This window comes from Photorhabdus caribbeanensis (genome assembly GCF_018448885.1).
In the GTDB taxonomy this organism is placed as follows: Bacteria; Pseudomonadota; Gammaproteobacteria; order Enterobacterales; family Enterobacteriaceae; genus Photorhabdus; species Photorhabdus caribbeanensis.
Genome location: NZ_RCWB01000021.1, coordinates 23,983 through 50,812, shown reverse-complemented (window position 1 = coordinate 50,812; position 26,830 = coordinate 23,983). Strand labels below are relative to the sequence as shown.

At 43.2% G+C, this 26,830-nt stretch carries 22 protein-coding genes and 15 tRNA genes; 10 read left to right on the top strand and 27 right to left on the bottom strand.

The genetic code is table 11. The features are described 5' to 3' along the window. Positions 1–51: 51 nt before the first annotated feature. The 16 genes from pgm to EAE90_RS14525 all read right to left on the bottom strand — a co-directional run bounded on the left by pgm (position 52) and on the right by EAE90_RS14525 (position 6,212). On the bottom strand, positions 52–1,692 hold the full coding sequence (pgm, locus tag EAE90_RS14600; protein ID WP_214054094.1) for a phosphoglucomutase (alpha-D-glucose-1,6-bisphosphate-dependent): 1,641 nt from the start codon (positions 1,690–1,692) through the stop codon (positions 52–54). Between the two features lie 61 nt (positions 1,693–1,753). After that, a complete protein-coding gene (gene seqA / locus EAE90_RS14595) occupies positions 1,754–2,278 on the bottom strand; it encodes a replication initiation negative regulator SeqA (protein WP_214054093.1) in 525 nt (174 codons plus the stop codon). 885 nt (positions 2,279–3,163) lie between these two features. Beyond that, positions 3,164–4,129 carry a glucokinase gene (gene glk, locus EAE90_RS14590; protein ID WP_214054092.1) on the bottom strand — a complete coding sequence of 322 codons (966 nt, stop codon included), beginning with the start codon at positions 4,127–4,129 and terminating at the stop codon, positions 3,164–3,166. Positions 4,130–4,339: 210 nt separating this feature from the next. After that, a tRNA-Lys gene (locus EAE90_RS14585) sits at positions 4,340–4,409 on the bottom strand. A gap of 38 nt (positions 4,410–4,447) precedes the next feature. Next, positions 4,448–4,587: transfer RNA gene (locus tag EAE90_RS14580), tRNA-Lys, on the bottom strand. Positions 4,588–4,623: 36 nt separating this feature from the next. Further along, a tRNA-Lys gene (locus tag EAE90_RS14575) sits at positions 4,624–4,763 on the bottom strand. 39 nt (positions 4,764–4,802) lie between these two features. Beyond that, positions 4,803–4,939, bottom strand: a tRNA-Lys gene (locus EAE90_RS14570). 36 nt (positions 4,940–4,975) lie between these two features. Next, a tRNA-Lys gene (locus EAE90_RS14565) sits at positions 4,976–5,115 on the bottom strand. Positions 5,116–5,151: 36 nt separating this feature from the next. Next, positions 5,152–5,291 (bottom strand) — tRNA-Lys (locus EAE90_RS14560). Positions 5,292–5,327: 36 nt separating this feature from the next. Then, positions 5,328–5,467: transfer RNA gene (locus EAE90_RS14555), tRNA-Lys, on the bottom strand. 36 nt (positions 5,468–5,503) lie between these two features. After that, positions 5,504–5,643: transfer RNA gene (locus EAE90_RS14550), tRNA-Lys, on the bottom strand. Between the two features lie 36 nt (positions 5,644–5,679). Further along, positions 5,680–5,755: transfer RNA gene (locus tag EAE90_RS14545), tRNA-Lys, on the bottom strand. 35 nt (positions 5,756–5,790) lie between these two features. After that, a tRNA-Lys gene (locus EAE90_RS14540) sits at positions 5,791–5,866 on the bottom strand. A gap of 43 nt (positions 5,867–5,909) precedes the next feature. Continuing rightward, positions 5,910–5,985, bottom strand: a tRNA-Val gene (locus EAE90_RS14535). 45 nt (positions 5,986–6,030) lie between these two features. Continuing rightward, a tRNA-Val gene (locus EAE90_RS14530) sits at positions 6,031–6,106 on the bottom strand. Positions 6,107–6,136: 30 nt separating this feature from the next. Further along, positions 6,137–6,212 (bottom strand) — tRNA-Val (locus tag EAE90_RS14525). 270 nt (positions 6,213–6,482) lie between these two features. On the opposite strand from EAE90_RS14525, the gene gltX reads away from it, so the two are divergent. The 3 genes from gltX (at position 6,483) to EAE90_RS14510 (ending at position 8,360) form a co-directional block, all read left to right on the top strand. After that, entirely contained in the window at positions 6,483–7,901 is a 1,419-nt protein-coding gene (gltX, locus tag EAE90_RS14520; RefSeq protein WP_214054091.1) for a glutamate--tRNA ligase, read from the top strand. 250 nt (positions 7,902–8,151) lie between these two features. Continuing rightward, positions 8,152–8,227, top strand: a tRNA-Ala gene (locus EAE90_RS14515). A 57-nt stretch (positions 8,228–8,284) separates the two neighbouring features. Continuing rightward, a tRNA-Ala gene (locus EAE90_RS14510) sits at positions 8,285–8,360 on the top strand. A 96-nt stretch (positions 8,361–8,456) separates the two neighbouring features. On the opposite strand, the gene EAE90_RS14505 is transcribed toward EAE90_RS14510, so the two are convergent. From EAE90_RS14505 to zipA, 4 genes are all read right to left on the bottom strand, one after another. Beyond that, positions 8,457–8,672, bottom strand: a complete 216-nt coding sequence (locus tag EAE90_RS14505) for a DUF3820 family protein (protein WP_214054090.1) — start codon at positions 8,670–8,672, stop codon at positions 8,457–8,459. A gap of 83 nt (positions 8,673–8,755) precedes the next feature. After that, on the bottom strand, positions 8,756–9,940 hold the full coding sequence (locus tag EAE90_RS14500; protein WP_214054089.1) for a NupC/NupG family nucleoside CNT transporter: 1,185 nt from the start codon (positions 9,938–9,940) through the stop codon (positions 8,756–8,758). A 350-nt stretch (positions 9,941–10,290) separates the two neighbouring features. Then, positions 10,291–12,309, bottom strand: coding sequence for an NAD-dependent DNA ligase LigA (gene ligA, locus EAE90_RS14495; protein ID WP_214054088.1), 2,019 nt, complete (start codon positions 12,307–12,309; stop codon positions 10,291–10,293). A gap of 61 nt (positions 12,310–12,370) precedes the next feature. Next, positions 12,371–13,282, bottom strand: coding sequence for a cell division protein ZipA (gene zipA, locus EAE90_RS14490; protein ID WP_214054087.1), 912 nt, complete (start codon positions 13,280–13,282; stop codon positions 12,371–12,373). 220 nt (positions 13,283–13,502) lie between these two features. Here zipA and cysZ point away from each other — a divergent pair, with 220 nt between their 5' ends. The 5 genes from cysZ (at position 13,503) to crr (ending at position 18,626) form a co-directional block, all read left to right on the top strand. After that, the gene (gene cysZ, locus EAE90_RS14485) at positions 13,503–14,273 is read left to right on the top strand and encodes a sulfate transporter CysZ (RefSeq protein WP_214054086.1); all 771 of its coding nucleotides are present in this window, start codon (positions 13,503–13,505) and stop codon (positions 14,271–14,273) included. A 114-nt stretch (positions 14,274–14,387) separates the two neighbouring features. Then, positions 14,388–15,341 carry a cysteine synthase A gene (gene cysK / locus EAE90_RS14480; RefSeq protein ID WP_214054085.1) on the top strand — a complete coding sequence of 318 codons (954 nt, stop codon included), beginning with the start codon at positions 14,388–14,390 and terminating at the stop codon, positions 15,339–15,341. 557 nt (positions 15,342–15,898) lie between these two features. Further along, on the top strand, positions 15,899–16,156 hold the full coding sequence (gene ptsH / locus EAE90_RS14475; protein WP_214054084.1) for a phosphocarrier protein Hpr: 258 nt from the start codon (positions 15,899–15,901) through the stop codon (positions 16,154–16,156). Positions 16,157–16,340: 184 nt separating this feature from the next. Next, positions 16,341–18,068, top strand: coding sequence for a phosphoenolpyruvate-protein phosphotransferase PtsI (gene ptsI, locus EAE90_RS14470; RefSeq protein WP_214054083.1), 1,728 nt, complete (start codon positions 16,341–16,343; stop codon positions 18,066–18,068). Between the two features lie 48 nt (positions 18,069–18,116). Continuing rightward, on the top strand, positions 18,117–18,626 hold the full coding sequence (gene crr, locus EAE90_RS14465; RefSeq protein WP_015833547.1) for a PTS glucose transporter subunit IIA: 510 nt from the start codon (positions 18,117–18,119) through the stop codon (positions 18,624–18,626). A 297-nt stretch (positions 18,627–18,923) separates the two neighbouring features. Here the strand turns inward: crr and cysM are convergent, their stop codons facing one another. From cysM to EAE90_RS14435, 6 genes are all read right to left on the bottom strand, one after another. Continuing rightward, complete coding sequence (gene cysM / locus EAE90_RS14460) at positions 18,924–19,805, bottom strand: cysteine synthase CysM (RefSeq protein ID WP_214054082.1); 882 nt, start codon at positions 19,803–19,805, stop codon at positions 18,924–18,926. A gap of 139 nt (positions 19,806–19,944) precedes the next feature. Continuing rightward, positions 19,945–21,033: a sulfate/thiosulfate ABC transporter ATP-binding protein CysA gene (gene cysA / locus EAE90_RS14455; protein ID WP_214054081.1), complete on the bottom strand. Its 1,089-nt coding sequence runs from the start codon at positions 21,031–21,033 to the stop codon at positions 19,945–19,947. Between the two features lie 14 nt (positions 21,034–21,047). Next, positions 21,048–21,893: a sulfate/thiosulfate ABC transporter permease CysW gene (cysW, locus tag EAE90_RS14450; protein ID WP_214054080.1), complete on the bottom strand. Its 846-nt coding sequence runs from the start codon at positions 21,891–21,893 to the stop codon at positions 21,048–21,050. Continuing rightward, positions 21,893–22,726 (bottom strand): sulfate/thiosulfate ABC transporter permease CysT, encoded by an 834-nt coding sequence (cysT, locus tag EAE90_RS14445; protein ID WP_214054079.1) that lies wholly within the window; start codon positions 22,724–22,726, stop codon positions 21,893–21,895. Before cysT ends, cysW begins: the two co-directional genes overlap by 1 nt. Then, positions 22,726–23,748 (bottom strand): sulfate ABC transporter substrate-binding protein, encoded by a 1,023-nt coding sequence (locus EAE90_RS14440; protein ID WP_214054078.1) that lies wholly within the window; start codon positions 23,746–23,748, stop codon positions 22,726–22,728. The genes cysT and EAE90_RS14440 overlap by 1 nt, the downstream gene beginning before the upstream one ends. 241 nt (positions 23,749–23,989) lie before the next feature. Next, positions 23,990–24,598, bottom strand: coding sequence for an RpoE-regulated lipoprotein (locus EAE90_RS14435; protein WP_214054077.1), 609 nt, complete (start codon positions 24,596–24,598; stop codon positions 23,990–23,992). 171 nt (positions 24,599–24,769) lie between these two features. On the opposite strand from EAE90_RS14435, the gene EAE90_RS14430 reads away from it, so the two are divergent. Further along, positions 24,770–25,189, top strand: coding sequence for a YgiW/YdeI family stress tolerance OB fold protein (locus tag EAE90_RS14430; protein WP_214054076.1), 420 nt, complete (start codon positions 24,770–24,772; stop codon positions 25,187–25,189). A 45-nt stretch (positions 25,190–25,234) separates the two neighbouring features. Here EAE90_RS14430 and EAE90_RS14425 read toward each other — a convergent pair whose 3' ends face one another. Then, a complete protein-coding gene (locus tag EAE90_RS14425) occupies positions 25,235–25,666 on the bottom strand; it encodes a GNAT family acetyltransferase (RefSeq protein ID WP_214054075.1) in 432 nt (143 codons plus the stop codon). Between the two features lie 150 nt (positions 25,667–25,816). Here EAE90_RS14425 and hemF point away from each other — a divergent pair, with 150 nt between their 5' ends. After that, positions 25,817–26,725 carry an oxygen-dependent coproporphyrinogen oxidase gene (gene hemF / locus EAE90_RS14420; RefSeq protein WP_214054074.1) on the top strand — a complete coding sequence of 303 codons (909 nt, stop codon included), beginning with the start codon at positions 25,817–25,819 and terminating at the stop codon, positions 26,723–26,725. Positions 26,726–26,830: the final 105 nt, after the last annotated feature.

The window sequence follows — 26,830 nt, the reverse complement described above, 5'->3', positions numbered from 1 at the left end:
CCGCAAAAGCTGTTATCACTGTTGCGGATTCTTTTTAATCGGCCCAAAAGATCAACCAGCGGCAAAAACCTGGTTAACGATATCCAGTGCTTCCTGCTCAATTTTCTGCCGGTGCTCAGGGCCAAGGAGACTTTCACAATAAATTTTATAGGCTTCTTCTGTCCCCGATGGACGAGCAGCAAACCAGCCATTTTCTGTTATCACTTTTAGACCACCTATTGACGCGCCGTTACCAGAAGCTTTTGTCAACCGGGCTGTGATGGGATCACCAGCAAGCTTATCCGCTTTCACCATTTCTGGTGATAACTTGGCTAATAATGCCTTCTGCTGATAAGTTGCCGACGCCTGAATACGACTGTAACTTGGCGTACCGAAACGGGCTGCCAACTTATTGTAATGCTGCTGCGGGTTTTCCCCTGTTACTGCGGTCATCTCTGCCGCCAGCAAACACAAGATAATCCCATCTTTATCTGTAGACCACGGCGTACCATCAAAACGTAAGAAAGAAGCCCCGGCACTCTCCTCCCCGCCAAAGCCTAACTCACCTTTATGTAACCCATCAACAAACCACTTAAAACCTACGGGCACTTCCACCAATTTACGACCAAGATCGGCGACAACCCGATCAATCATGGCACTGGATACCAATGTCTTACCTACCGCAACACCTTCTGACCATTGCGGACGATGGCGGAATAGGTAATTTATCGCGGTTGCCAGATAGTGGTTCGGATTCATCAAACCAGCGGGGGTGACAATACCGTGGCGGTCATAATCAGGATCGTTTGCAAAAGCCAGATCAAACTTATCGCGCATGGCTAACAAACCTGCCATTGCCCAAGGAGATGAGCAATCCATACGAATGACGCCATCATGATCCAGATGCATAAAACGAAATGTCTGATCAACTTGATCATTAACCAATGTCAGATCCAAGTTGTAACGCTCGCCGATACGCTGCCAAAATGCAATGCCAGAGCCCCCTAAAGGATCAATACCGATTTTCAGCCCGGCCTGCTGAATAGCAGCCATATCAACCACATCACCCAACGCGCTAACATATGGTTCAACTAAATCCTGCTGATGCAAATATTCACTGTTCAACACCTGAGCAAACGGCAAACGCTTAACGCCTTTCAGACCTTCTGTAAGCAACTCATTAGCACGATGTTCTATAATTGCTGTCAAATCTGTATCTGCGGGGCCGCCATCAGGTGGATTATATTTAATCCCCCCGTCTTCTGGTGGGTTATGAGAAGGGGTAATAACAATCCCGTCAGCCAACGCTTTCCCCAAGCGGTTATAACAGAGGATGGCATGAGAAATCGCAGGTGTTGGCGTAAATCCATTATTTTCCTGCACAATCACATTGACGCTGTTAGCCGTCAAGACTTCCAATACAGAAATAAATGCCGCTTCTGATAAAGCATGGGTATCTTTACCCACATAACAAGGGCCATTGATTCCCCGTTGCTTGCGAACTTCTGCAACAGCCTGAGTAATTGCCAGAATATGCGCCTCATTAAAGCTGTAACGCTGAGAGCTGCCACGATGACCGGATGTACCAAATTTAACCTTATGCTCAGAGTTTTCCGGCTGAGGATGTAAGGTGTAATACTGCGATGTAAGTTGCGCTACATTTATCAGATCACTTTGGCGGGCAATCTGTCCCGCACGCGGATGATTTACCACTTTAAATCTCCCCTGGACAAGAGCTGTACTGAACTTTGTCTGTCAGCACAGCCTTAATCAGTTAAATTGTGCCACACACCTTGTCGATAAAATTGGCTGTGAATTTCATATCCTGCATAATTTGCTCAACCATATTACGCTTACGGTCAGTATTGGTATTAGTGATTACCCAAAAAGGCGTACCTGGAATATGACGAGGTTTAGTCTGTTTACCACTGGCGAGCAATGTCTGCTCATCACCAGCAAAATAAACACGAGTACGGCCATGCATAGCATCAGTCGTCTGGGAAAAACTTTCACTGTTCAAGCTGTATAATGTAGATAAGAGCAACATAAAACGCTCAACAGATTTTTTCTTATCAGAATAGTCATCTGAAAGTAACAATTCACGTATCACACGGACAGAATCACGCTGGCGAGCTACCGGCGCTTTCTCCACAGCATCGATAGGCTGTGCACTTTGTACTGGCTGCTCGGCGTTAAATTTCAACATGCGCCGTAAAATATCAGATGCACTTTCACCAATATGTTGTGTGTGGCTGGCAATATAGCGGTAAAGGTCTTCATCAACTTCTATCGTTTTCATTTCTATCCAGTACTGTTCTAAATAAAAAATTTTTACGGATTATAAAGTATAAAAAGAGAAAACAAAACAATTAAAATTTCAATAACTTAAAAGTATTTAAACATGAAAAACAGCATAATAAAATATCCGCTTTTCATCTAAAACAAATCAATCAGTTACATAAATATTGTGAATATAAATCTCATTATCATGTTAAAGGCTTCCCACAAGCAGGATAATAAATCATCACTATATTGCAAAAAGTTTTAATGATGATAGTAAATAATGTCATAAGACCTATTTACTCATTGTCAAATGTCATATCAATCTTTTAATACTATCTATTTAGGCGTTGATAATCACATAATAATTTATTCTGATATTACACCCAGATAATGATAAAACCTGGTTGCAACATTGCCGACAATAAATTTAATCAAAGGAGATTAAGCAACGCATGGGAAGATTGATTATAGACAGTAAAACAGTTTAAATTCATAGAGATGTATGTTTATTATCATTAAATCTTAACAGTAAATATGTTTTAATAAAATTGTAAATTTTTTATTTGAATATAACATTTAAATTTTACCAAAATAAATCGTAACCATATAAATTATATGGGAAAATTATCATCGCCATTATTATTTCAATGTGAATTATAGAATAAATAATTTCAATCATTAATCATCAAAATCATAATATCTATTCTTTAAATTTATTCTTATAAATTCACAACGATATTATTAAACCAAGATTTCATCTAAATAAAACAATAAATACTCGAAAACAAAATAGATTTTCATGGCTTTCAATATTAATATAACGCTGCAATATTGACATTTAGAAAATTCCAGTCAGATATATACAATCATTAATTTTGAAATATATATCTGACCTTATAATTTAATTAATACGTGAAAGCTGTTGCCGTAAATAGGTACCTGAACCTAATAATCCTGGTTGTGGATGAGTAATCAAATAAACAGGAATCTGTTGTATTAACGGTTTAAAGCGCCCTTTATCTTCAAATCCATGAAGAAAATTCGATTGCTTAAAGAAATCAAGAAACCGCGGCACTATACCACCAGCGATATACACACCACCAAAAGTCCCCATATTTAACGCTAAATTTCCACCAAATCGTCCCATAATTTCACAAAATAGTGTCAGAGCACGATGGCAATATTGACAACTTTCATCCAATGCTCGTTGCGTCACGGTTTCTGGTTCTAAATCTTCCGGCTGACAATTATCCAAAATGGCAATGGCCTGATAAAGGTTTACCAACCCACTACCGGACAAAATTCTTTCTACTGAAACATGCCCAAATTTACGCCGTAAAACAGCCAATATTGCATCTTGTTCTTCACTATTCGCGGCAAAATCTACATGACCACCTTCACCAGGTAAGCTTACCCATTGCTTGTCTACTTTGATCAAATGAGCGACACCAAGGCCAGTCCCTGCCCCGTAAACCGCTATCGGTTTGTCTTTAACCGCTTCCCCTCCTCCTAATTGCACCTTGTATTCTTCTGTCAGCATGGGAATCGCCATAGATACAGCCGTGAAGTCATTGATCACATCTAATTTTTCTAGCCCAAGTGTCTGTTTCAGCTCACTAATAGAAAATGCCCATTGGTGATTGGTCATTTCTACCCAATCACCGTTTATCGGACAAGCAATAGCAATACATGCATAAGTCACTACTGTTTTTTGTTCCGCTAAATAGTGACTGATAATAGATTCTAATCCGGCGTGTTGTTTCGCACTATACGTTTCAATCCGCTCAATAGCCCCATTTTCCAAATTGCAAAGTGCTAATCTGGCATTAGTGCCGCCAATATCAGCAACAAGTCCGTAGAGATTCATTTTTATATCCTAATAATCAGCTAGTACAACAATTAGGTAAAGCTTATCCCATCTGGCATTATTGGTATAGATCGTTTAGGAGTGAATAACTTGCACTCATCCCGGTCATATAGTTATCTATGCTCCCTGGGATTCGCTTCCTTACCGTCGCGATGCATCTTGAAATCTTTAGGGTATATATTCTTCGGGCCAGCGCTCACGCGCTGTTGTCTCGCTTCGCTCGGCTCGAACCTGCGACCCATTGATTAAAAATCAACTGCTCTACCAGCTGAGCTAACGACCCATCTATAAGGGAACTACTCTGAATATCTTTTGGAGTGGTGGGTCGTGCAGGATTACTCGGCCTACGGCCTCGCCCTCCGGGCCAGCGCTGACGCGCTGTTGTCTCGCTTCGCTCGGCTCGAACCTGCGACCCATTGATTAAAAGTCAACTGCTCTACCGACTGAGCTAACGACCCATCTATAGGGGAACTACTCTGGATATCTTCTGAAGATGGTGGGTCGTGCAGGATTACTCGGCCTACGGCCTCGCCCTCCTGGCCAGCGCTGACGCGCTGTTGTCTCGCTTCGCTCGGTTCGAACCTGCGACCAATTGATTAAAAGTCAACTGCTCTACCGACTGAGCTAACGACCCATCTATAGGAGAACTACTCTGGATATCTTTTGAAGATGATGGGTCGTGCAGGATTACTCGGCCTACGGCCTCGCCCTCCGGGCCAGCGCTCACGCGCTGTTGTCTCGCTTCGCTCGGCTCGAACCTGCGATCAATTGATTAAAAGTCAACTGCTCTACCGACTGAGCTAACGACCCATCTATAGGGGAACTACTCTGGATATCTTCTGAAGATGGTGGGTCGTGCAGGATTACTCGGCCTACGGCCTCGCCCTCCGGGCCAGCGCTGACGCGCTGTTGTCTCGCTTCGCTCGGCTCGAACCTGCGATCAATTGATTAAAAGTCAACTGCTCTACCGACTGAGCTAACGACCCATCTATAGGGGAACTACTCTGGATATCTTTTGAAGATGGTGGGTCGTGCAGGATTACTCGGCCTACGGCCTCGCCCTCCGGGCCAGCGCTGACGCGCTGTTGTCTCGCTTCGCTCGGCTCGAACCTGCGACCAATTGATTAAAAGTCAACTGCTCTACCGACTGAGCTAACGACCCATCTATAGGGGAACTACTCTGGATATCTTCTGAAGATGGTGGGTCGTGCAGGATTACTCGGCCTACGGCCTCGCCCTCCGGGCCAGCGCTCACGCGCTGTTGTCTCGCTTCGCTCGGCTCGAACCTGCGATCAATTGATTAAAAGTCAACTGCTCTACCGACTGAGCTAACGACCCATCTATAGGGGAACTACTCTGGATATCTTTTGAAGATGGTGGGTCGTGCAGGATTACTCGGCCTACGGCCTCGCCCTCCGGGCCAGCGCTCACGCGCTGTTGTCTCGCTTCGCTCGGCTCGAACCTGTGACCAATTGATTAAAAGTCAACTGCTCTACCGACTGAGCTAACGACCCATCTATAGGGGAACTACTCTGGATATCTTTTGAAGATGGTGGGTCGTGCAGGATTCGAACCTGCGACCAATTGATTAAAAGTCAACTGCTCTACCGACTGAGCTAACGACCCATCTATAGGAGAACTACTCTGGATACCTTTTGGAGTGGTGGGTCGTGCAGGATTCGAACCTGCGACCAATTGATTAAAAGTCAACTGCTCTACCGACTGAGCTAACGACCCGCACCAAAGATATGTGATACCGCCTGAAATAATCCTAATGAAGTGGTGGGCGATACCAGATTCGAACTGATGACCCCCTCCTTGTAAGGGAGATGCTCTACCAACTGAGCTAATCGCCCACTTCATGATGACTATTACTGCTTCTATACCACTGAATTTATGATTGGTGGGCGATACCAGATTCGAACTGATGACCCCCTCCTTGTAAGGGAGATGCTCTACCAACTGAGCTAATCGCCCAATCATAAAATCATTTTTATCACAACGAGATGGTGGGCGATACCAGATTCGAACTGATGACCCCCTCCTTGTAAGGGAGATGCTCTACCAACTGAGCTAATCGCCCCGTCGTGATGGGGTCGCATTATAGGGATAGTTCAGAATGAGTCAACGCTTTTTCTAGAGAAAAATATCGTTCGCCTCAAAATTAAACAAGGGTGAGATAATTATCATCACTATAGGGTACAGTTTAGACAAATACACTGACTTTTCTCAACAACTTCCCGTTAACAGCATTGAGGAATTAAAGTGCAGTGATAAAATAGCCCCCACTTTTGTTACTTTAAATCACCAATAACGTTCATTGAAAAGTGAAACGTAATTAAGGCAATCCCCAATGAGTAAAATCAAAACCCGTTTCGCACCAAGCCCAACTGGCTATCTCCATGTTGGCGGTGCTCGTACCGCACTTTATTCCTGGTTATATAGCCGCCATAACAAAGGCGAATTTGTATTGCGTATCGAGGATACTGACCTTGAACGCTCAACTCAGGAAGCTATCAATGCCATTATGGACGGTATGAACTGGTTAAATCTGAATTGGGATGAAGGCCCTTATTATCAGACGAAACGCTTTGATCGTTATAATCAGGCGATCGATCACATGCTAGAACAAGGCAGTGCTTATCGTTGCTATTGTTCTAAAGAGCGTCTGGAAGAATTGCGCGAAACTCAAATGGCAAATGGCGAGAAACCACGTTATGACGGCCGTTGCCGTGATAATTCATGTCAACATAACCCAGATCAGCCCCATGTTGTCCGTTTCCGCAATCCACAGGAAGGTTCTGTTGTTTTTAATGATCAGATCCGGGGTCCCATTGAGTTCAGCAATCAGGAACTTGATGATCTGATTATCCGTCGTACCGATGGCTCGCCTACGTATAATTTCTGTGTTGTTATCGATGACTGGGATATGGAGATCACTCATGTCATCCGCGGTGAAGACCATATCAATAATACACCTCGCCAAATTAATATTCTGAAAGCACTCGGCGCTCCCGTACCCGAATATGCTCACGTTTCGATGATCCTCGGTGATGATGGCAAAAAACTGTCCAAACGTCACGGCGCAGTGAGCGTTATGCAATACCGTGATGATGGCTACCTGCCAGAAGCACTGCTGAATTATCTAGTTCGTTTGGGTTGGTCACACGGCGATCAAGAAATTTTCAGCATTGAAGAAATGACTGAGCTGTTCAGCCTGGATGCTATCAATAAATCCGCCAGCGCATTCAATACAGAAAAACTGCAATGGTTGAACCACCACTATATTAATACCCTGCCTCCAGAGAAAGTTGCCGTTCATCTAGCATGGCACATGGAGCAACAAGGTATTGATACCCATAATGGTCCACAACTGGTTGATCTGATTAAATTACTGGGCGAACGCTGTAAGACTCTGAAAGAAATGGCCGAATCCTGCCACTACTTCTATGAAGATTTTGCTGAATTTGATGCCGATGCGGCGAAGAAACATTTACGCCCAGTTGCCCGTCAACCTCTTGAAGTTGTCCGTACAAAGCTAGCTTCAATTACTGATTGGACGCCAGAAAATGTGCATCATGCCATTCAATCCACCGCTGATGAACTGGAAGTCGGCATGGGTAAAATTGGTATGCCACTGCGTGTTGCTGCTACCGGTGCAGGTCAATCCCCAGGTGTGGATGTCACTATTCATGCTATCGGGCAAACCCGTACTTTATCCCGTATTAATCAAGCGCTGGAGTTTATTGCTCAACGTGAAACTCAATCTTAATTAATACATCAAAGGCGTCACTTATCACATGTGATGCCTTTCTGTTTTCAAAAAATCCTATTTAATTGTCACCTTCTTACACCTTTTTCAAACATCTTCTATTTCACTTCAACCCATTGCTCAGCCTCTATTTTGTCAATTGATCATAAAATTGATGGCTTTTTCAACGCTTGTTGTGAGAATGATAAGTTAGCCGTTGACAGTATTTGCAGGGTTTCATATTATGCGCCCCGTTCCATTAATTTTGATTGGGGCTATAGCTCAGCTGGGAGAGCGCTTGCATGGCATGCAAGAGGTCAGCGGTTCGATCCCGCTTAGCTCCACCAAATCCTTTATATTGAATCAAGGTGTTTGGTACTAAAATTAGGAAATACCACACTCGTGGGGCTATAGCTCAGCTGGGAGAGCGCTTGCATGGCATGCAAGAGGTCAGCGGTTCGATCCCGCTTAGCTCCACCAAAATTATCAGGCCCTGAAAGCCATGCTTTCAGGGCCTTTTGGTTGTTACCATATCTAACCCACCATCATCGATTAAAAAACAAACGCTAACCTTAGCTAGCCTTTTTTCAATGGCTTCACCAATGAATCTAATCCCTCTAGTTTTATTGCTAAAGTCATCTCCATCAGCTCACCTAATTTACCTCGCGGAAATTCCCCCTTACGAGCGAACCACAATAAATACTCTTCCGGTAAGTCAATGAGCATACGCCCTTTGTATTTACCGAACGGCATTGCAGTATTAGCAATTTCTATCAGGTTTTCTTTTTCCATAATTTACATATCTATAAAGAGAAATAGGTGAAAGGGAATCTGCACCATCCATGATGCAATATTCCACGATAAAATATAATCTTTTACAATACTAAACCGGCAATAGCCGCAGACAAGAAACTGACAAGCGTTGAACCAAATAGTAGTTTCAAACCAAATCGGGAAACAATATTACCCTGCTTCTCATTCAAACCTTTAATCGCACCGGCCACAATCCCAATAGAAGAGAAGTTAGCAAAAGAAACCAGGAATACCGACAAAATACCTTGTGAACGAGGAGAAAGTTCTGTCGCAATGGATTGTAAGCTGTGCATTGCCACAAATTCGTTAGCAACCAATTTGGTTGCCATGACGCTACCAACCCGTAATGCTTCATCTGTCGGAATCCCAATCACCCAAGCAAATGGATAAAATACGTAGCCGAGCATTTCCTGAAAGTCCTTCTCAAACACCATGCTGAACAGCGCATTAATAGCAGCAATCAGGGCAATGAAACCAATCAACATCGCAGCCACAATGAGAGCCACCTTGAAACCCGCCAAAATATATTCACCTAACATTTCGAAAAAACTTTGGCCTTCGTGGAGATTGCTCATCTGAATATCTTCTTCACTGTCAACAGCATACGGATTAATCAGCGATAGGATGATAAAGGTACTGAACATATTAAGCACCAATGCCGCTACAACATATTTAGGCGCTAAAATTTGCATGTAAGCCCCAACGATCGACATAGAAACCGTTGACATTGCAGTCGCAGCCATCGTGTACATGCGACGCTCAGACATTTTTCCCAATATATCTTTATAAGCAATAAAGTTTTCAGACTGCCCAAGTATCAGAGAACTGACCGCGTTAAATGATTCCAGTTTACCCATGCCGTTGACTTTAGATAGCAGAGTACCAATAACCCGGATGATGATTGGCAATAATTTGATATGCTGCAAAATACCAATCAACGCAGAAATAAAGATAATCGGACACAATACATTCAGAAAGAAGAATGCCAGTTTTGCATCCATCATGCCGCCAAAAATGAACTCAGTCCCTTCACCCGCATATTTCAGTAAATGCTCAAATAAACCAGCAAATCTCATGACAAATTCCTGACCAATACCTGAATTCAGGAAAAACCAAGCCAAGATAAGTTCAATAACAAGCAATTGAATAACATAACGAGGGCGAATACTTTTACGGTCACTACTCGCCAAAATAGCAAGGCCGCCAATGACAATCAAAGCTAAAAAGAAATGCAGGATTTGAGACATATCACACTCCAAACACGATAGAAAGCGAGTTTTTATAACTCATTCTATGTAATAAAAGGCGATCAAATAAGTATATACCCGCCATCTTTCAAGCTGCCTCTTTGTTGGCTGCACTCGCTCACACCGGTCACATAGTTATCTATGCTCCTAGGGATTTACTCCCTTGCCATCGCGATGCACCTTGAAATCCATAAGGTATAGATATCACATTAGACTGAAATAATTCTTGCTGTAAATCTTTACTTAATGCGTCTGATCACATTTTTGGCTGAATCGTATAAGATAACACCTTATCGCGTTTAACTGATTATTGAGAAAAACTCTCAATAATCAGTATGTAAACAAAAAAGTTATTCTCCCAATAAACGGATCATTTCTTCTTCATCAATAACCGGAATATTCAGTTCATTAGCTTTAGCTAACTTTGAACCGGCAGCTTCACCCGCAATCACCAAATCGGTTTTCTTAGAAACGCTGCCCGTCACTTTTGCTCCAAGTGCAACAAGTTTAGCTTTGGCTTCATCCCTAGATAACTGATGCAATGAACCTGTCAGCACAACTGTTTTACCCGAAAATGGGCTGTCAATCTTTTCAGCTTTCGTTACGATTACCGGTTCCCAGTTGATACCGATATTATCAATCAAATCGTCAATAACTGCTTGGTTATGAGGTTCACTGAAAAAGTTAACAACATGTTTTGCCACCACTTCACCAACATCCTGAACTTCTTTCAATGCTTCCTCATCAGCGGAACGTAATTTATCCAGTTCACCAAAGTGAGCTGCCAAATTAGCAGCGGTCGCTTCCCCAACTTCACGGATACCCAACGCATAAAGGAAACGGGCAAAGGTGGTTTTTTTCGCTTTTTCCAATGCATCTACTACATTCTGGGCAGATTTCGGCCCCATGCGCTCAAGCCCAGTCAACTTGCCTGCCGTCAGCCTGAAAAGATCAGCCGGAGTTTCGACATATTCTTTATCTACTAGCTGATCGATAATCTTTTCTCCCATGCCGTCAACATCCATCGCCCGACGAGAAACAAAATGTCTAAGTGCCTCTTTACGCTGAGCACCACATACCAATCCCCCCGTACAACGCGCTACAGCTTCCCCTTCAATTCTTTCAATATCTGCCCCACATACCGGACAATGTTCAGGGAAAATAACTTCATTGCTGTCCTGTGGCCTTCTCTCTTCCAAAACACCGACAACTTGTGGAATGACATCTCCAGCGCGGCGAATAATGACCGTATCGCCAATCCGCAAACCCAAACGTTCAATCTCATCCGCATTATGCAATGTTGCATTACTAACAGTCACACCAGAGACCAGTACAGGCTCCAAACGTGCTACCGGTGTGATCGCGCCAGTACGACCAACCTGAAACTCAACATCACGAACAATTGTCATTTGCTCTTGAGCAGGAAATTTGAACGCCGTTGCCCAACGTGGGGCACGGGCAACAAAGCCTAATGTTTCTTGTAATTCCAGCGAATTGACTTTGACAACGACACCATCGATATCAAACCCTAATGTGGAGCGCTGATTTACAATATCATGATAAAAATCAATAACCTGTTGACTGTCGGTACAAACTTTAACTTTATCGCTGACCGGCAATCCCCATTTCTTAAACTGCATCAATCGCCCGTAGTGACTAGCTGGTAATTCTCCCCCCTCCAATACGCCAACACCATAACAGAAGAAAGCCAGTGGGCGTTTAGCCGTAATGCGGGGATCGAGTTGACGCAACGAGCCAGCCGCCGCATTACGTGGGTTAGCAAATACTTTTGCCCCCGTGCGACGCGCCTCCTCATTCAGTTTCTCAAACCCTTTTTGCGGCATGAAAACTTCACCGCGAATTTCAATACGAGCTGGAATATTTTCGCCGAACAGACGTAGTGGAATTGCACCGATAGTCCGTATATTTGATGTAATATTTTCCCCTGTTGTACCATCACCACGGGTTGCAGCCCGTACCAATTCACCATTTTCATACAACAGGCTGACCGCCAAACCATCCAATTTCAGTTCACAGCACACAACTAAATCCTGAGTCTCTTTCAGGCGGTCACGCACTCGCTTATCAAACGCCAGATAACTCTCTTCATCAAATACGTTATCCAGTGACAACATAGGAATTTCATGGCGGACCTGTTCGAAAGCCGTCAGAGGAGCAGCTCCAACTCGCTGCGTTGGTGAATCTGATGTAATCAACTCAGGATGCTGTTCTTCAAGATCCTTCAATTCCTGCATTAATCGATCATACTCTGCATCAGGGATCTCTGGCGCATCCATGACGTGATACAGATATTCATGATGACGCAATGTTGTTCTGAGCTTTTCTATTTGTTGAGCAGTTGATTTCATGATTGATAACCAGCGATAAAAAGCCCCCGACTGGCGGGGGCTTGAACATTCGATAAATTGATTATACCTGAACACCAAGTGTGCTGCGAATGCGTGCTTTATATAATTCGATTTTTTGCGGTGTCAGCATTTTTCGCTCATCATCAAGCACCACGCCCCCAACATCAGAAGCAATACGTTGAGCAGCCTGCAACATCAGTTTAAAATTCTGACTAGATTCTCCGTAAGAAGGGACCACCATAAACATAGAAACCCCCGGAGTCGTAAAATCAGCCATAGTTTCAGGATTAAATGAACCCGGTTTCACCATATTTGCCAAGCTAAACAGTACCGGACCGCTACCTGATGGGTTCACGTGACGGTGAAAAATCTGCATTTCCCCAAACTGGAAGCCAGATTGTAGGATACTTTGCAACAAGGGTTCACCATCCAATTCCTGGCCGTGGTGCGCTGCTACATGAAGAACCAAAACAATTTCTTTCACTTTGGTCTGAGTTTCTTTTTCGCCAACCGCCTCTTGAGACTTTTCTTCAACCACAGATCTGTTTTTTTCAGGTTCATTCTGCTCTTCGAATTCAAACAGACCGAGTTGGGGTTCCGGTTCTTCTATGGCTGCCCTTCTCGCCGCCGTTTCAGGCTGACGGCCTGCCAGCAATGGATCATCGCTTTCTTCAGGCGTTTCAGCATCAATTTCAGTCAATTTTTGCTGACGACGCTCGATAGCTGGCTCAGCTTTATACTCTTGATGAGATTTCACCTGCTTATGGGCATAAGGCTTTTGCTGATTGTCGAACGCTTCATCGTCACTGTCATCGACGAAATCATTCTGACGATCATGTTTATGACGTTTAACTGGGCGATCACGAAAAAGCGAAGAACGCTCTTTACGGCTGGTCCACAACCCATGTAACAGCAAAGCTATTATTGCTATCGCACCAACAATGATTAATATCAGACGCAAATCCTGCATCATTGCTATCTCTGTTGTTTAATTAAGTATGCCACCACGGCGGAATATTTTCTGTATTAACTGTATTTGTCAAATAACACAAGTGCAAGCTTATACACACTTTTCTTATCAGAAAGATGCCTAATAAGCCCCTTTTGCGTTCTTTTTATACAGAACAATACTAGTCAGTCGAAAATCCTGCCTATATGATAGCGTTTCAATCACACAAGAGAGAATAGGAAGTATGCTGAATTTAACAAAATCGCCAAAAAATTTGAGCGGCTTTCAGTATTTGATGCAAGGTTGCAAATTAATTACTCGCCCAGGCATTAAAAGATTTGTCTTATTGCCTTTGTTGGCAAACATTTTGTTTCTCGGCGGTTCATTTTGGTGGCTCTATCAGAAACTGGGGAACTGGATCCCTTGGATAGTGAGCAAAGTACCGGATTGGATGCAATGGCTCAGTTATATTTTATGGCCGCTCGCCGTGCTCTCTGTTTTGCTGATTTTTACTTACTTTTTCAGCACAATAGCGAATTTTATCGCAGCGCCATTCAATGGTTTGCTGGCAGAGAAACTGGAAGCGGATTTAACAGGAATCCCCGCTCCAGATACCGGCGTTTTAGCTCTCTTCAAAGATGTTCCACGTATCCTGAAACGGGAATTAACTAAGCTGTGCTACTACATTCCACGCGCTCTGGTGTTATTGCTGCTCTATTTTATTCCTGTGATCGGGCAGACTGCCGCACCTGTGCTTTGGTTTATTTTTAGTGCCTGGATGCTATCGATTCAGTATTGTGATTACCCCTTTGATAACCACAAAGTCAGTTTTCCAACAATGCGTAGCGCTCTTCGCCAAAACAAAATAATTAATCTGCAATTTGGCGCAACAGTGAGTATTTTAACCATGATACCCATTATCAATTTGGTGATTATGCCTATTGCCGTATGCGCGGCAACAGCAATGTGGGTGGATCGCTATCGAGAACAACATGCCCTTCGTATTATGCCATGATATTCATTTAAGTTATTCTTTTAGACCATAAAAATATATTTAAGTTATATTTCCATTAACCGGTTGTTGGCGTATTGTTGACCGGATATCACTAAAGGGAGTTGAAAGACGAGTATGAGTAAAATTTACGAAGATAATTCTTTGACTATTGGTCGTACCCCGTTAATTCGCCTAAAACACTTTGGCAATGGGCGTATTCTGGCAAAAGTAGAATCCCGTAACCCAAGTTTTAGTGTAAAATGTCGCATTGGTTCCAATATGATTTGGGATGCTGAAAAACGCGGAATCCTACAACCAGGGAAAGAGTTGGTAGAACCTACTAGCGGTAATACCGGGATAGCTCTTGCTTATGTTGCCGCCGCTCGGGGCTATAAATTAACGCTGACTATGCCAGAAACCATGAGTATTGAGCGCCGCAAGCTATTGAAAGCATTGGGAGCGCAACTGGTGTTGACGGAAGGCGCTAAAGGCATGAAAGGCGCCATTGAGAAAGCCAATGAAATTAAAGCCAGCGATCCCGATCGTTATATTATCCTGCAACAGTTCAGCAATCCGGCAAACCCGGAAATCCATGAAAAAACCACAGGCCCAGAAATCTGGGAAGACACAGACGGTGAAGTGGATGCATTTGTTGCCGGTGTAGGGACTGGCGGGACATTAACAGGCGTCACCCGTTACCTGAAAAACACCAAAGGTAAAAATATCACCGCGGTTGCCGTAGAACCAGAAGAATCGCCCGTCATCAGCCAAACTCTGGCCGGTGAAGAAGTGAAACCGGGTCCCCATAAGATTCAAGGTATTGGTGCAGGTTTTATTCCTGATAACCTTGATTTGACACTGGTTGATCGCGTTTTCAAGATCAGCAACGAAGAAGCGATTAAAACCGCGCGTGAAATCATGGTAAAAGAGGGCATTCTGGCCGGTATCTCCTCCGGTGCCGCCGTTGCAGCAGCGGTGAAACTTTCTCAGGAACCAGAATATAAAGACAAAAATATCGTCGTCATTCTGGCTTCATCAGGTGAACGCTATCTAAGCAGTGTACTGTTTACTGACTTGTCTGATGAATAAAAGTTTTTAAGTAAAGTTACTTAGATTTATTGATAAAAAAGCACCTAAATGGTGCTTTTTCTGTGTGGTAGATCAAACTTTTACACTTTGCCAGATGATTTCTTACAATGGGTCTAGTATTTAACCAATAATAATTATTTCGATGCTCGAAATTAATTAGCAGGAGTAGTAGTTTCAGTTAAGTAGTTCCACGATCTATCTTTACTTCAAACTATCAACCAGAAGCATCGAAAAGAACAATTTTTTTGATAATGAATAAAAATTTTTATTACATTATCGACCTGAGAGTCTGTCTCAGTAGACGTCGTTAGTGCTGTTTATTCTTACCAGTAAAAGTGAATACAGACAGCACGCATGACCCGGAACTTACGGGTCGTACTAAAGAGCGTTCAGGAGCTATTTATCGCTTTTACCAGAACATTAATTACTCAGTTCGCTCTTTAAGTAAATAAAACCGTCTTAAATGAGATAGGCAGTGAATAAACACTCAAGTTAAAATTTGTCCATTACAAGTTCTTAACTTACATAGCAAAAATCTAAGTTATTGAGGAAACGTTATGTTCCAGCAAGAAGTCACTATTACTGCGCCAAATGGCCTACACACCCGTCCCGCAGCACAGTTTGTTAAAGAAGCCAAAAGTTTCTCCTCCGACATTACTCTAACTTCCGGTGGTAAAACTGCCAGTGCTAAAAGCCTGTTTAAGCTACAAACTTTGGGACTCACTCAAGGCACTGTAGTGACCATTGCTGCTGAAGGCGAAGATGAGCAAAAAGCAATCGAGCATTTGGTTAAGTTGATGGCAGAACTGGAATAATTTTCCGTTGACCGCAAAGCCAGTCAAGATTCAGAGATTGTGAATAGACAGGTATTCACTTAGCCGTTCCTCATCCCCGGATAAATTTTTATCTGGGGATATCAGTTTAAATGCATGTCCTAAAACAGCAAACCATCTGCGGGCTTGCTCTTTAAAGAATAATTATTAGTAGTTAGGTAACATCATGATTTCAGGCATATTAGTATCACCAGGCATCGCTTTCGGTAAAGCACTATTACTGAAAGAAGACCCAATTATTGTCAATCAGAAAAAAATCAGCCAAGAACAAGTCGAACAAGAAATTTCCCATTTCAAGCAAGGCCGTGAAAAAGCCTCATCTCAGCTAGAAATCATCAAGAATACAGCAGCCAAAAACCTCGGAGAAGAAAAAGCTGAAATCTTCGAAGGGCATATCATGCTATTGGAAGATGAAGAACTTGAACAAGAAATTATTTCGTTAATCAAAAACGATTTCAAAACTGCGGATGCTGCGGTCTATTCTGTCATTGAAACTCAGGCCCAAGCACTTGAAGAATTGGATGATGAATACCTGAAAGAACGCGCCACAGACGTGCGTGATATCGGTAAACGCTTGCTGAAAAATATTCTGGGTATGCCCATTGTTGATCTTGGCTCAATTTCAGAGGAAGTCATTCTGGTTGCCAACGACCTGACGCCATCTGAAACCGCACAACTCAATCTGGAAAAAGTACTCGGTTTTATTACCGATTTAGGCGGCCGAACTTCCCACACATCAATCATGGCCCGCTCTCTTGAACTGCCAGCGATCGTGGGCACCACCCAGGCGACAACCACAATCCAGAATGGTGATTATTTAATCCTGGACGCGGTAAATAACCACATTTATATCAATCCATCTGATGCAGAAATTGAACAGCTAAAAAAGACTAAAAACGAATATCTGGCAGAAAAAACTGAACTTGCAAAGTTGAAAGATCTCCCGGCAATCACTCTTGATGGCCATCAGGTTGAAGTCTGTGCCAATATCGGAACCGTCCGTGATGTGATCGGTGCAGAGCGCAATGGCGCCGAAGGCGTCGGTTTATACCGTACAGAATTTCTGTTTATGGATCGTGACGCACTGCCAACAGAAGAAGAACAATTTCAAGCTTATAAAGCTGTAGCCGAAGCAATGGGCAGCCAGGCGGTTATTATACGTACGATGGATATCGGTGGTGATAAAAATCTACCCTACATGAATCTACCCAAAGAAGAGAATCCATTCCTTGGTTGGCGTGCAATTCGTATTTGCCTTGATCGAAAAGAGATCTTACATTCTCAGTTACGTGCTATCTTACGTGCATCTGCTTTCGGTAAACTACGTATTATGTTTCCAATGATTATTTCTGTAGAAGAAGTACAGGAACTGAAAGCAGAACTTGAATTGCTGAAAGGCCAGCTTCGCGAAGAAGGCAAAAAATTCGATGAAGCGATCGAAGTGGGAGTGATGGTGGAAACACCCGCTTCCGCAGTTATTGCTCATCACCTGGCAAAAGAAGTTGACTTTTTCAGTATTGGGACAAACGATCTAACTCAGTATACTCTTGCTGTAGACCGCGGTAACGAGTTGATTTCTCATCTTTATAACCCGATGCTACCAGCAGTATTGAGCCTGATTAAGCAAACCATCGATGCTTCACACGCTGAAGGTAAATGGACGGGGATGTGCGGCGAGCTTGCAGGTGATGAACGTGCTACATTATTGCTATTAGGCATGGGGCTGGATGAGTTTAGTATGAGTGCGATTTCTATTCCTCGCATCAAGAAAATCATTCGTAATACGCGTTACGAAGATGCAAAAGCGCTAGCTGAGCAAGCCCTGTCTCAGTCTACCGCTCAGGGGTTGATAGAGTTGGTTGATACCTTCATCAAAGAAAAAACACTTTGCTAACAATATCGGTTAAAACGCGGTCCAGTATAAACAATTAGGAGAAGATTCATGGGTCTGTTTGATAAACTGAAATCTCTAGTTTCAGATGATAAAAAAAACAGCGGCACTATTGAAATTATCGCACCTTTATCCGGTGAGATTGTCAATATTGAAGATGTTCCAGATGTTGTTTTCGCCGAAAAAATTGTTGGCGACGGTATCGCTATAAAACCCGCCGGCAATAAAATAGTCGCACCAGTTGATGGAACAATCGGTAAAATATTTGAAACCAACCATGCATTTTCTATCGAATCGGACAGCGGTATTGAGCTATTTGTCCATTTTGGTATTGATACGGTTGAACTTAAAGGCGAAGGCTTTAAGCGTATTGCTGAAGAAGGTCAGCGTGTACAAAAAGGTGATTTAGTTTTGGAGTTCGATCTTAAACTCCTTGAAGAAAGAGCAAAATCTACCCTGACACCTGTTGTTATTTCCAACATGGATGAGATTAAAGAGTTATCCAAGTTGAGCGGTTCCGTCACTGTTGGTGAAACCCCCATTATGCGTATTAAGAAGTAGTAACACTTTAACTGTCACAATACCATTTTCGTCTTAAAAAAACGGCCGACAATCACGGCTGTTTTTTTATCCCTTATTTTCGACTTACACCATTTTCCATATTAGCAATTGGCTAGTGTGAGCAGAGCTTATCCGCTTCTTTTACTCTACTCACGCTATACCCGTTATCTTTCAAGTTGCCTCTTTGTTGGCTGCACTCGCTCACCCCGGTAACATAGTTACCTATGCTCCCGGGGATTCACTCCCTTGCCGTCGCGATCCATCTTGAAATCCATAGGGTATAAATATATAACCAGATTAATTAAATACTCCGGTAGAAAGATATCTGTCGCCACGGTCGCAGATAATGGCAACAATGACAGAACCTGGATTTTGTGCTGCAACACTTAATGCTCCGGCAACAGCACCGCCGGAACTGACCCCACAGAAAATGCCTTCTTTCTGAGCTAACAAACGCATGGTATTTTCAGCTTCCTGCTGAGTGATATCCAACACTTGATCAACTAACTCCTTGCGGAAAATGCCAGGCAAATAAGCCGGCGACCAGCGGCGAATACCGGGAATATGGCTATTCTCCGCCGGTTGTAAGCCAATAATCTGTACACGATTAGACTGGCTTTTTAAATAGCGGCTAACACCGGTAATGGTTCCCGTCGTCCCCATACTGGAAACAAAATGCGTAATACGACCTTGCGTCTGTCGCCAAATTTCAGGCCCTGTCGTCGTAAAATGCGCTAAAGGATTATCCGGGTTATTGAATTGATCAAGAACTTTACCTTCACCATTACGCTCCATTTGCTGAGCTAAATCACGCGCGCCTTCCATGCCCATTGCTCTACTCACCAAAATCAGTTCTGCACCATAAGCTCGCATAGAAGCCTGACGCTCAAGGCTCATATTATCAGGCATCAGTAACTTAAGATGATAACCTTTTACTGCGGCAATCATTGCTAACGCAATACCCGTATTTCCGCTAGTGGCTTCAATCAACACGTCACCGGGAGAAATTTCACCGCGCAATTCAGCTTGCTGAATCATTGATAGCGCGGTTCTGTCTTTTATCGAGCCTGCCGGATTATTACCTTCAAGTTTCACCCATATTTCTACCCCTAGCTTATCGGTGATTCGTTGTAATTTTATCAGCGGGGTATTACCTATAAAATGTTCCAAGCTTGCCACAGCTATTACCCAAGTTTTATTTAATAGAACAGCGAAATAAACATATTCAGGAACATATCGCAAGATCTTAAATAAAAAATGCCCATCCCTGGCGGTAAGGAGATGAGCAAAATGGTACCAACCAAATCTTAAGTAATTATCAGGCAGTTTGGGCTAAACTCAGTGTTTGCAATTGCTTATCGCCCGCATACAAACGCGCTTCAGTGCCACCAATAAAATAACGGCTTCCTCTTGTGGGCACTGAAGTTTCATCAAACCAAATAACAGCTATCGACTCATGGTGCCAGCCTAGAGGCTGAACCGAAAGCTGCCAGAAATGCCCTCTGGGACTGACCTCAGTCACCTGTACCGGCAACGGACTGGAAGGTGTCGGTTGCGAGTTCATCATGATATCCCACGGACGCAGGAATACATCGACATTCCCCTGATGGATTGGCGTCACATTAAGAGGCAAGTGCTGTCCGCCAATCAATAGCTGCGAGCCTTTAATCTCACCATCAAAATGGTTGACCTCCCCTAGGAACTCCATCACAAAACGGCTGGCCGGATAACGCCATACCTCTTGTGGCGTAGCGACCTGTTCAATATTCCCTTGTCTCATGACAACCACCCGGTCAGCTACTTCCATAGCTTCTTCCTGATCGTGAGTGACGAAGACACTGGTAAATTTAAGCTCTTCATGGAGCTGGCGCAGCCAACGGCGTAATTCCATTCTTACCTGCGCATCCAGTGCGCCAAACGGTTCATCAAGTAATAGAATTTGCGGTTCAACAGCCAATGCTCTTGCCAACGCTACCCGCTGTTTCTGCCCACCAGAAAGTTGCGATGGATAGCGTTCAGCAAGATGCGTCAATTGCACCATCTCTAGCAACTCCATAACCTTACGGCGGATAGCCGCCATATTCGGACGCTTACGTCGTGGCAGTACTGTCAATCCAAAAGCAACGTTATCAAACACGGTCATATGCCGAAATAGTGCATAATGCTGAAATACGAATCCAACTTGCCGATCTTTAGCATGCATACGGCTAACATCTTGCCCGTGGAAACTCAGTTTCCCCTCGGTTTGTTGTTCCAGACCAGCAATAATCCTCAACAAGGTTGTTTTACCGGAGCCTGACGGACCAAGCAGAGCAACCATTTCTCCAGAAAAAATATTCAGAGTGACATCGCTCAGAACCTGAGTCCGACCAAAATATTTACTGATATTGTTAATTTCAATACTCATATTCTGCTCCTACCTTAACCATACTGGCGACTTAACCGCCACTGCAAAGCACTTTTAACAATCAAAGTGATAATTGCCATCAATGCCAACAATGCCGCCGCAGTAAATGCCCCTACAGTGTTGTAATCTTGATGCAGTAGTTCAACCTGCAACGGCAATGTGTAAGTTTCACCACGAATAGCGCCGGATACCACTGAAACAGCACCAAATTCACCAATTGCCCGGGCATTGGTTAAAACCACACCGTATAACAACGCCCAACGGATATTAGGCAACGTCACCCGCCAAAACATTTTCCAGCCAGAAGCCCCCAATAAAATTGCAGCTTCATCCTCCTGGCTTCCCTGACTAAGCATCATCGGCACCAGTTCTCGAACAACAAACGGGCAAGTCACAAATATCGTCACCAAGACCATCCCCGGCCAGGAAAACATCAATTGGATATCATAGGGTTCCAGCAAGTTTCCTGCCCAACCATTCGAACCATAAAACAATAAGTAGAGCAAACCAGCTACAACCGGCGAAACAGCGAACGGAATATCGATCAACGTCAATAAACATTGCCGCCCCGGAAACTGAAAGCGCGTCACTAACCAAGCGATCATGACGCCAAAAATTAGGTTTACCGGAACGGTAATTAATGCGATCAGTATCGTTAACCAGATGGCATGCAACATGTCAGGATCTAAAAGATTCTCAGTGACTACCTCAACTCCTTTAGAAAAGGCGGTCATGAATATCCAGACAATGGGGATCACTAACAGTAAGATTGAAAACAGTACGCCTGTTATGATCAACACCCATTTACCCCAGTTTATAGGTAGTCGTTGCGCTACATGAGATTCAGATAATTCAACCATTAATGCCCCCCAATCCGCTTACCAAAGCGGCTTTGCAGGGTATTAATGCTAAATAGTAAGATCAGGGATATTGCCAATATAACTGATGCGATGGCGCTGGCCGCAGGGTAATCAAACTCCTGTAAACGGATGAAAATCATCAGCGATACCACTTCTGTTTGCCATGCAATGTTACCGGCAATAAAGATCACGGCGCCAAATTCCCCCAAGCTACGAGTAAAAGAGAGTGCTGTGCCCGCAATTAAAGCGGGAGACAATTCTGGCAATACAACCCGCCAAAAAGCTTGCCAACGATTAGCGCCTAATGTTTGAGCTGCCTCTTCATATTCTGGCCCTAGCTCTTCAAGTACCGGCTGAATAGTTCGCACTACAAATGGCAAACTTGTAAACGCCATCGCCACCGCAATACCCAACCAAGTATTCACGACTTTTACATCAAAGTGCCCAAGCAAAGAGCCATACCAACCACTAACAGAAAATAGCGTCGCCAATGTCAATCCCGCTACCGCAGTAGGTAACGCAAACGGGAGATCCATCAAACCATCTAATAAGCTACGGCCAGGGAAACGATAGCGGGTTAAAACCCATGCCATCAGCATGCCAAACACCGCGTTAAACAAGCTGGCTACCGCGGCTGCCAACAATGTCACTTTGTAAGCCGCCACAACTTGGGGATTAGCAATCACTTGCCAATACTGTTCCCAAGTCATACTGGAAAGCTGCACAACTAATGCACTCAGAGGTAACAATAAGATCAGGCAGGTATAGAACAGGCTACTGCCTAAGCTTAACCCGAAACCAGGCAATACTCGCTTACTGGATCTCGAAAACATTACTTATGCCCCTCGGCCAGCAATTGATCCAGTATGCCGCCAGTATTGAAGTGAGTTTTCATCACTTGCGGCCAACCGCCAAATTGATCTTCCAATCGAAACAGCTTAGTTTCTGGAAAACGGGTTCTCTGCTGAGCCATCACGTTTTTATCACTGACTCGATAATTAAAGCTGGTAATGATCTGCTGTGCCTGTGGACTATAAAGATAATTTAGATAAGCTTTGGCCGCTTTCTCTGTACCGTTTTTCGCAATATGCTTATCAACCCAAGCCACTGGGAATTCTGCCAGAATACCTACCGGTGGAACGATCACTTCATATTTATCATCACCATACTGCTTGCGAATGTTGTTCACTTCAGATTCGAAACTGATCAGTACATCACCCAAACCACGTTCAATAAATGAAGTTGTCGCCCCGCGACCGCCAGTATCAAACACGGCGACATTTTTCAGGAAACGCTTCATCCACTCACGAGTTTTTCCTTGATCTCCACCATTTTCCTGCTGAATAGCTCCCCAGGCAGCCAAATAAGTATATCGGCCATTACCGGAGGTTTTAGGGTTTGGGAAGACTAATTTGACATCCTGACGCACCAAATCATCCCAATGACGAATATTTTTTGGGTTGCCTTTACGTACAAGAAACGCCATCGTGGAATAGTAAGGTGAGCTGCTATTTGGCAGGCGGTTCTGCCAATCAGCTGGGATCAGCTTGCCGCGATCATGCAAAATTTGCACATCCGTTACCTGATTGTAAGTCACCACATCAGCCCGCAATCCCTGGAGAATTGCCAGTGCTTGTTTGGAGGAACCGGCGTGGGATTGTTTGATTATCAATTTGTCTTGTGGATACTGCTGATTCCACTGTTTTTCAAACTCAGGATTCAGTACAGAAAATAACTCACGGGCAACATCATAAGAGCTGTTTAACAGTTCTACAGCAAAGGCATGACTGCTGCCTAATAAAGTTACTACTACCAGTCCGTTTAGTATTGTATTTTTTACTGAATACTTTTTCATTTCTCACCTTATCCGTTATTTCATCAAATAACGCGCCAGTGACTAATGTATCCAGTTTATTTATAACAGGGTAGATAACTATCACCGTTTAATATACCAAATTGCAATTAGAAAGTATGAAACGCAATAAGCTGACAGGAAGAATGAGGTTTTTAAATGAAAAGTGCGGGCCTGCTACAGCCCCGCAATAGGAATATCAAATTCACCAAATTGACTCAGTTTATGTTTTAATCAGAACTTCTCATCGCTTCCAAATGATGCGTTCCACTTTCCAATTTTTCAGCACATCATCAGAAGGAATTAAACCTTCAGGGCCATTCCAATGACCTGTAAACAGATAACTAACATGTTTGCTCTGTGGGGATACACAAACGATAGCGCTCTTCTCTGATTCACTCACCGTATTTTGGCAAGCACCAAATGCCCTACTATAAAGTGCCGAAAATGGCATACCAACCTTTGTTCCCCAGACGGTTTCAATATCTTTATCCGACACTTCAATACGGCTGACTTTTCCATCAACCTGACCAAATAGCGCTATCTTCAATTGATCACCATCCATTGCTTGAAAGAGTGTCGCCAATTGGCCATTTTTTGTTTCCATACCACTGCGTAAGTGGTACTTTCCATCCAACCCCTGCTCTATTGCCTCTTTATTCATTACTGTCAGATCATTTATTTCTCCCACACCCTGATCTGAAATTTTTAAGGAGCTGCCAAACCAACTCAGAGGCGACAAATTCGACCATGAAAAACCCGATGAACCCGTACAACCGGCCAGTAACAATGCACCGCTTATTGTGATAAAACGCAATCCTGACAACATGTTAGTTAAAATATACTTCTGCATAACTAGTTCCCTTATGACTCAATACAGAGATAGGCACTGAGACATCACATCTGATTGTTAGTTTCAGAGAATGTTTAAATTAATTACTTTAGATTAATATTTTATTGATAAAATACAACTTAGCGGTATCATTAGCTCCCCCTAAAAATCATCACTATTAGTAAGGTCAATATGATGAAAAAAATCTTTATAACCACCGCTTTGATTACTTTGTTTAGTATGCCGTCAATAGCTCAAACCTCACAGACGCAATTTGGCGGTTTTTCTGGTCCCGATTCAACACAGCCTCCCGTCCAAGCAGCACCACAAGGTGGTTTTGTCGATCAAAATGCAAGAATTTCCACCACCCAACAAGTTAAAAATATGAGAGATGACAGTTGGGTCGTGCTGGAAGGGCATATTGAATCCCGTATCCACAGTGATCACTTCATATTCCGCGATAATGCAGGAATCGTTGAAGTGGAAGTTGATCATAAATACTGGAATGGTCAAACGATAACGCCTCAAGATAGAGTCCGTCTTGAAGGTGAAGTCGATAAAGAGTGGAATGGTATGACCGTCGATGTGAAAAAAGTCACCAAATTGAACTAATGGCTTGTGGCTGAGTGGGATTCTTTCACTCAGCCATATCTAAACTCAATATTCCTGATCACCAATCAAACACTTACTGAAAATAACGCTCTCTTGATAACGATCTTCATATTCCAGTTTTTCACACATATAGATAGTGGCATCATTATCTTCAGGAACAATAAGAATTATTTTTGGGCAACCACGGGCAATCAATTTCTTTTCTAACCGGGCAATTAATGCATTCGCAATTCCCCTACCGCGAAATTCAGGATGAACTCCCAAATAATAAGCAGAACCACGATGACCATCATAACCACCCATAATCGTCCCAACCACTTCACCAGCCACTTCCGCGACTAAAAACAGATCAGGATCATGAGTCAATTTACGCTCAATATCCACTTCAGGATCAACACCAGGATTAAGTAAATCGCAGCGTTCCCATAAGGTGATCACTTCTTCAAAATCATCTTGTCGAAATACCCGAATTTCCATCCCTAACCAACCTGTTTTTATTGAAATAACTATTTTCTCATTATCTCCGCTTTAACACCGGAATCAATATGAAAATGCGCTCTCTTCCACTATTCTCTTCCACTAGCAGCTATAATATAACGCTCACCGTATCATAATAGGGAAAGAATCATGAATACACCAAATATTAATCAGATTAAATCTTTTTTCCTTTCATTACAGGATGAAATTTGCCGACAACTGGAACAAGCAGATGGCACAGCGAAATTTACTGAGCAATGCTGGCAACGAGAAGAAGGCGGCGGAGGCCGTAGTCGAATTATGAAAGAAGGCGCGATATTCGAACAAGCAGGCGCTAATTTTTCTCATGTGTCAGGAGATATACTTCCCTCATCAGCAACCGCTCTCCGCCCTGAACTGGCCGGTCGGCATTATCAAGCAATGGGCGTCTCTCTGGTTATTCATCCTTTGAACCCCTATATACCAACCAGTCATGCTAATGTTCGGTTCTTTATTGCAGAAAAAGAGGGTGAAGCGCCAGTATGGTGGTTCGGCGGCGGTTTTGATTTAACACCTTATTATGGTTTTAAGGAAGATGCTATTCACTGGCACACTACCGCCAGAAATATATGTCAACCCTATGGAGAAGATGTTTATCCAAAATATAAAAAATGGTGTGACAATTATTTTTATATTAAACATCGTGATGAAGCCCGTGGAATTGGTGGCTTATTTTACGACGACTTAAATACGCCTAACTTTGAACATTGTTTCAATTTCACTCAAGATGTAGGTAAAGGTTTTCTTTCTGCCTATTTACCGATTGTAGAAAAAAGGAAAGACATACCGTGGGGTGAACGTGAACGACAATTTCAATTATATCGCCGTAGTCGCTATGTAGAATTTAACCTCGTTTGGGACAGAGGAACCTTATTTGGATTACAAAGTGGAGGACGAACAGAGTCTATCTTAATGTCCATGCCGCCATTAGTACGTTGGGAATATGATTATCACCCTGAACCAGGATCTGCGGAAGCCGCTTTATATATCGACTTTCTACCAGCAAAAAACTGGATATGATTTTTTATCATGTTAGGAATATTATAAAAAACTATTCCTAACTATTTATATTTTTATTACAGCCAATGCAAGAATCCCTCACACAAAAAAACTTAACAATTTATT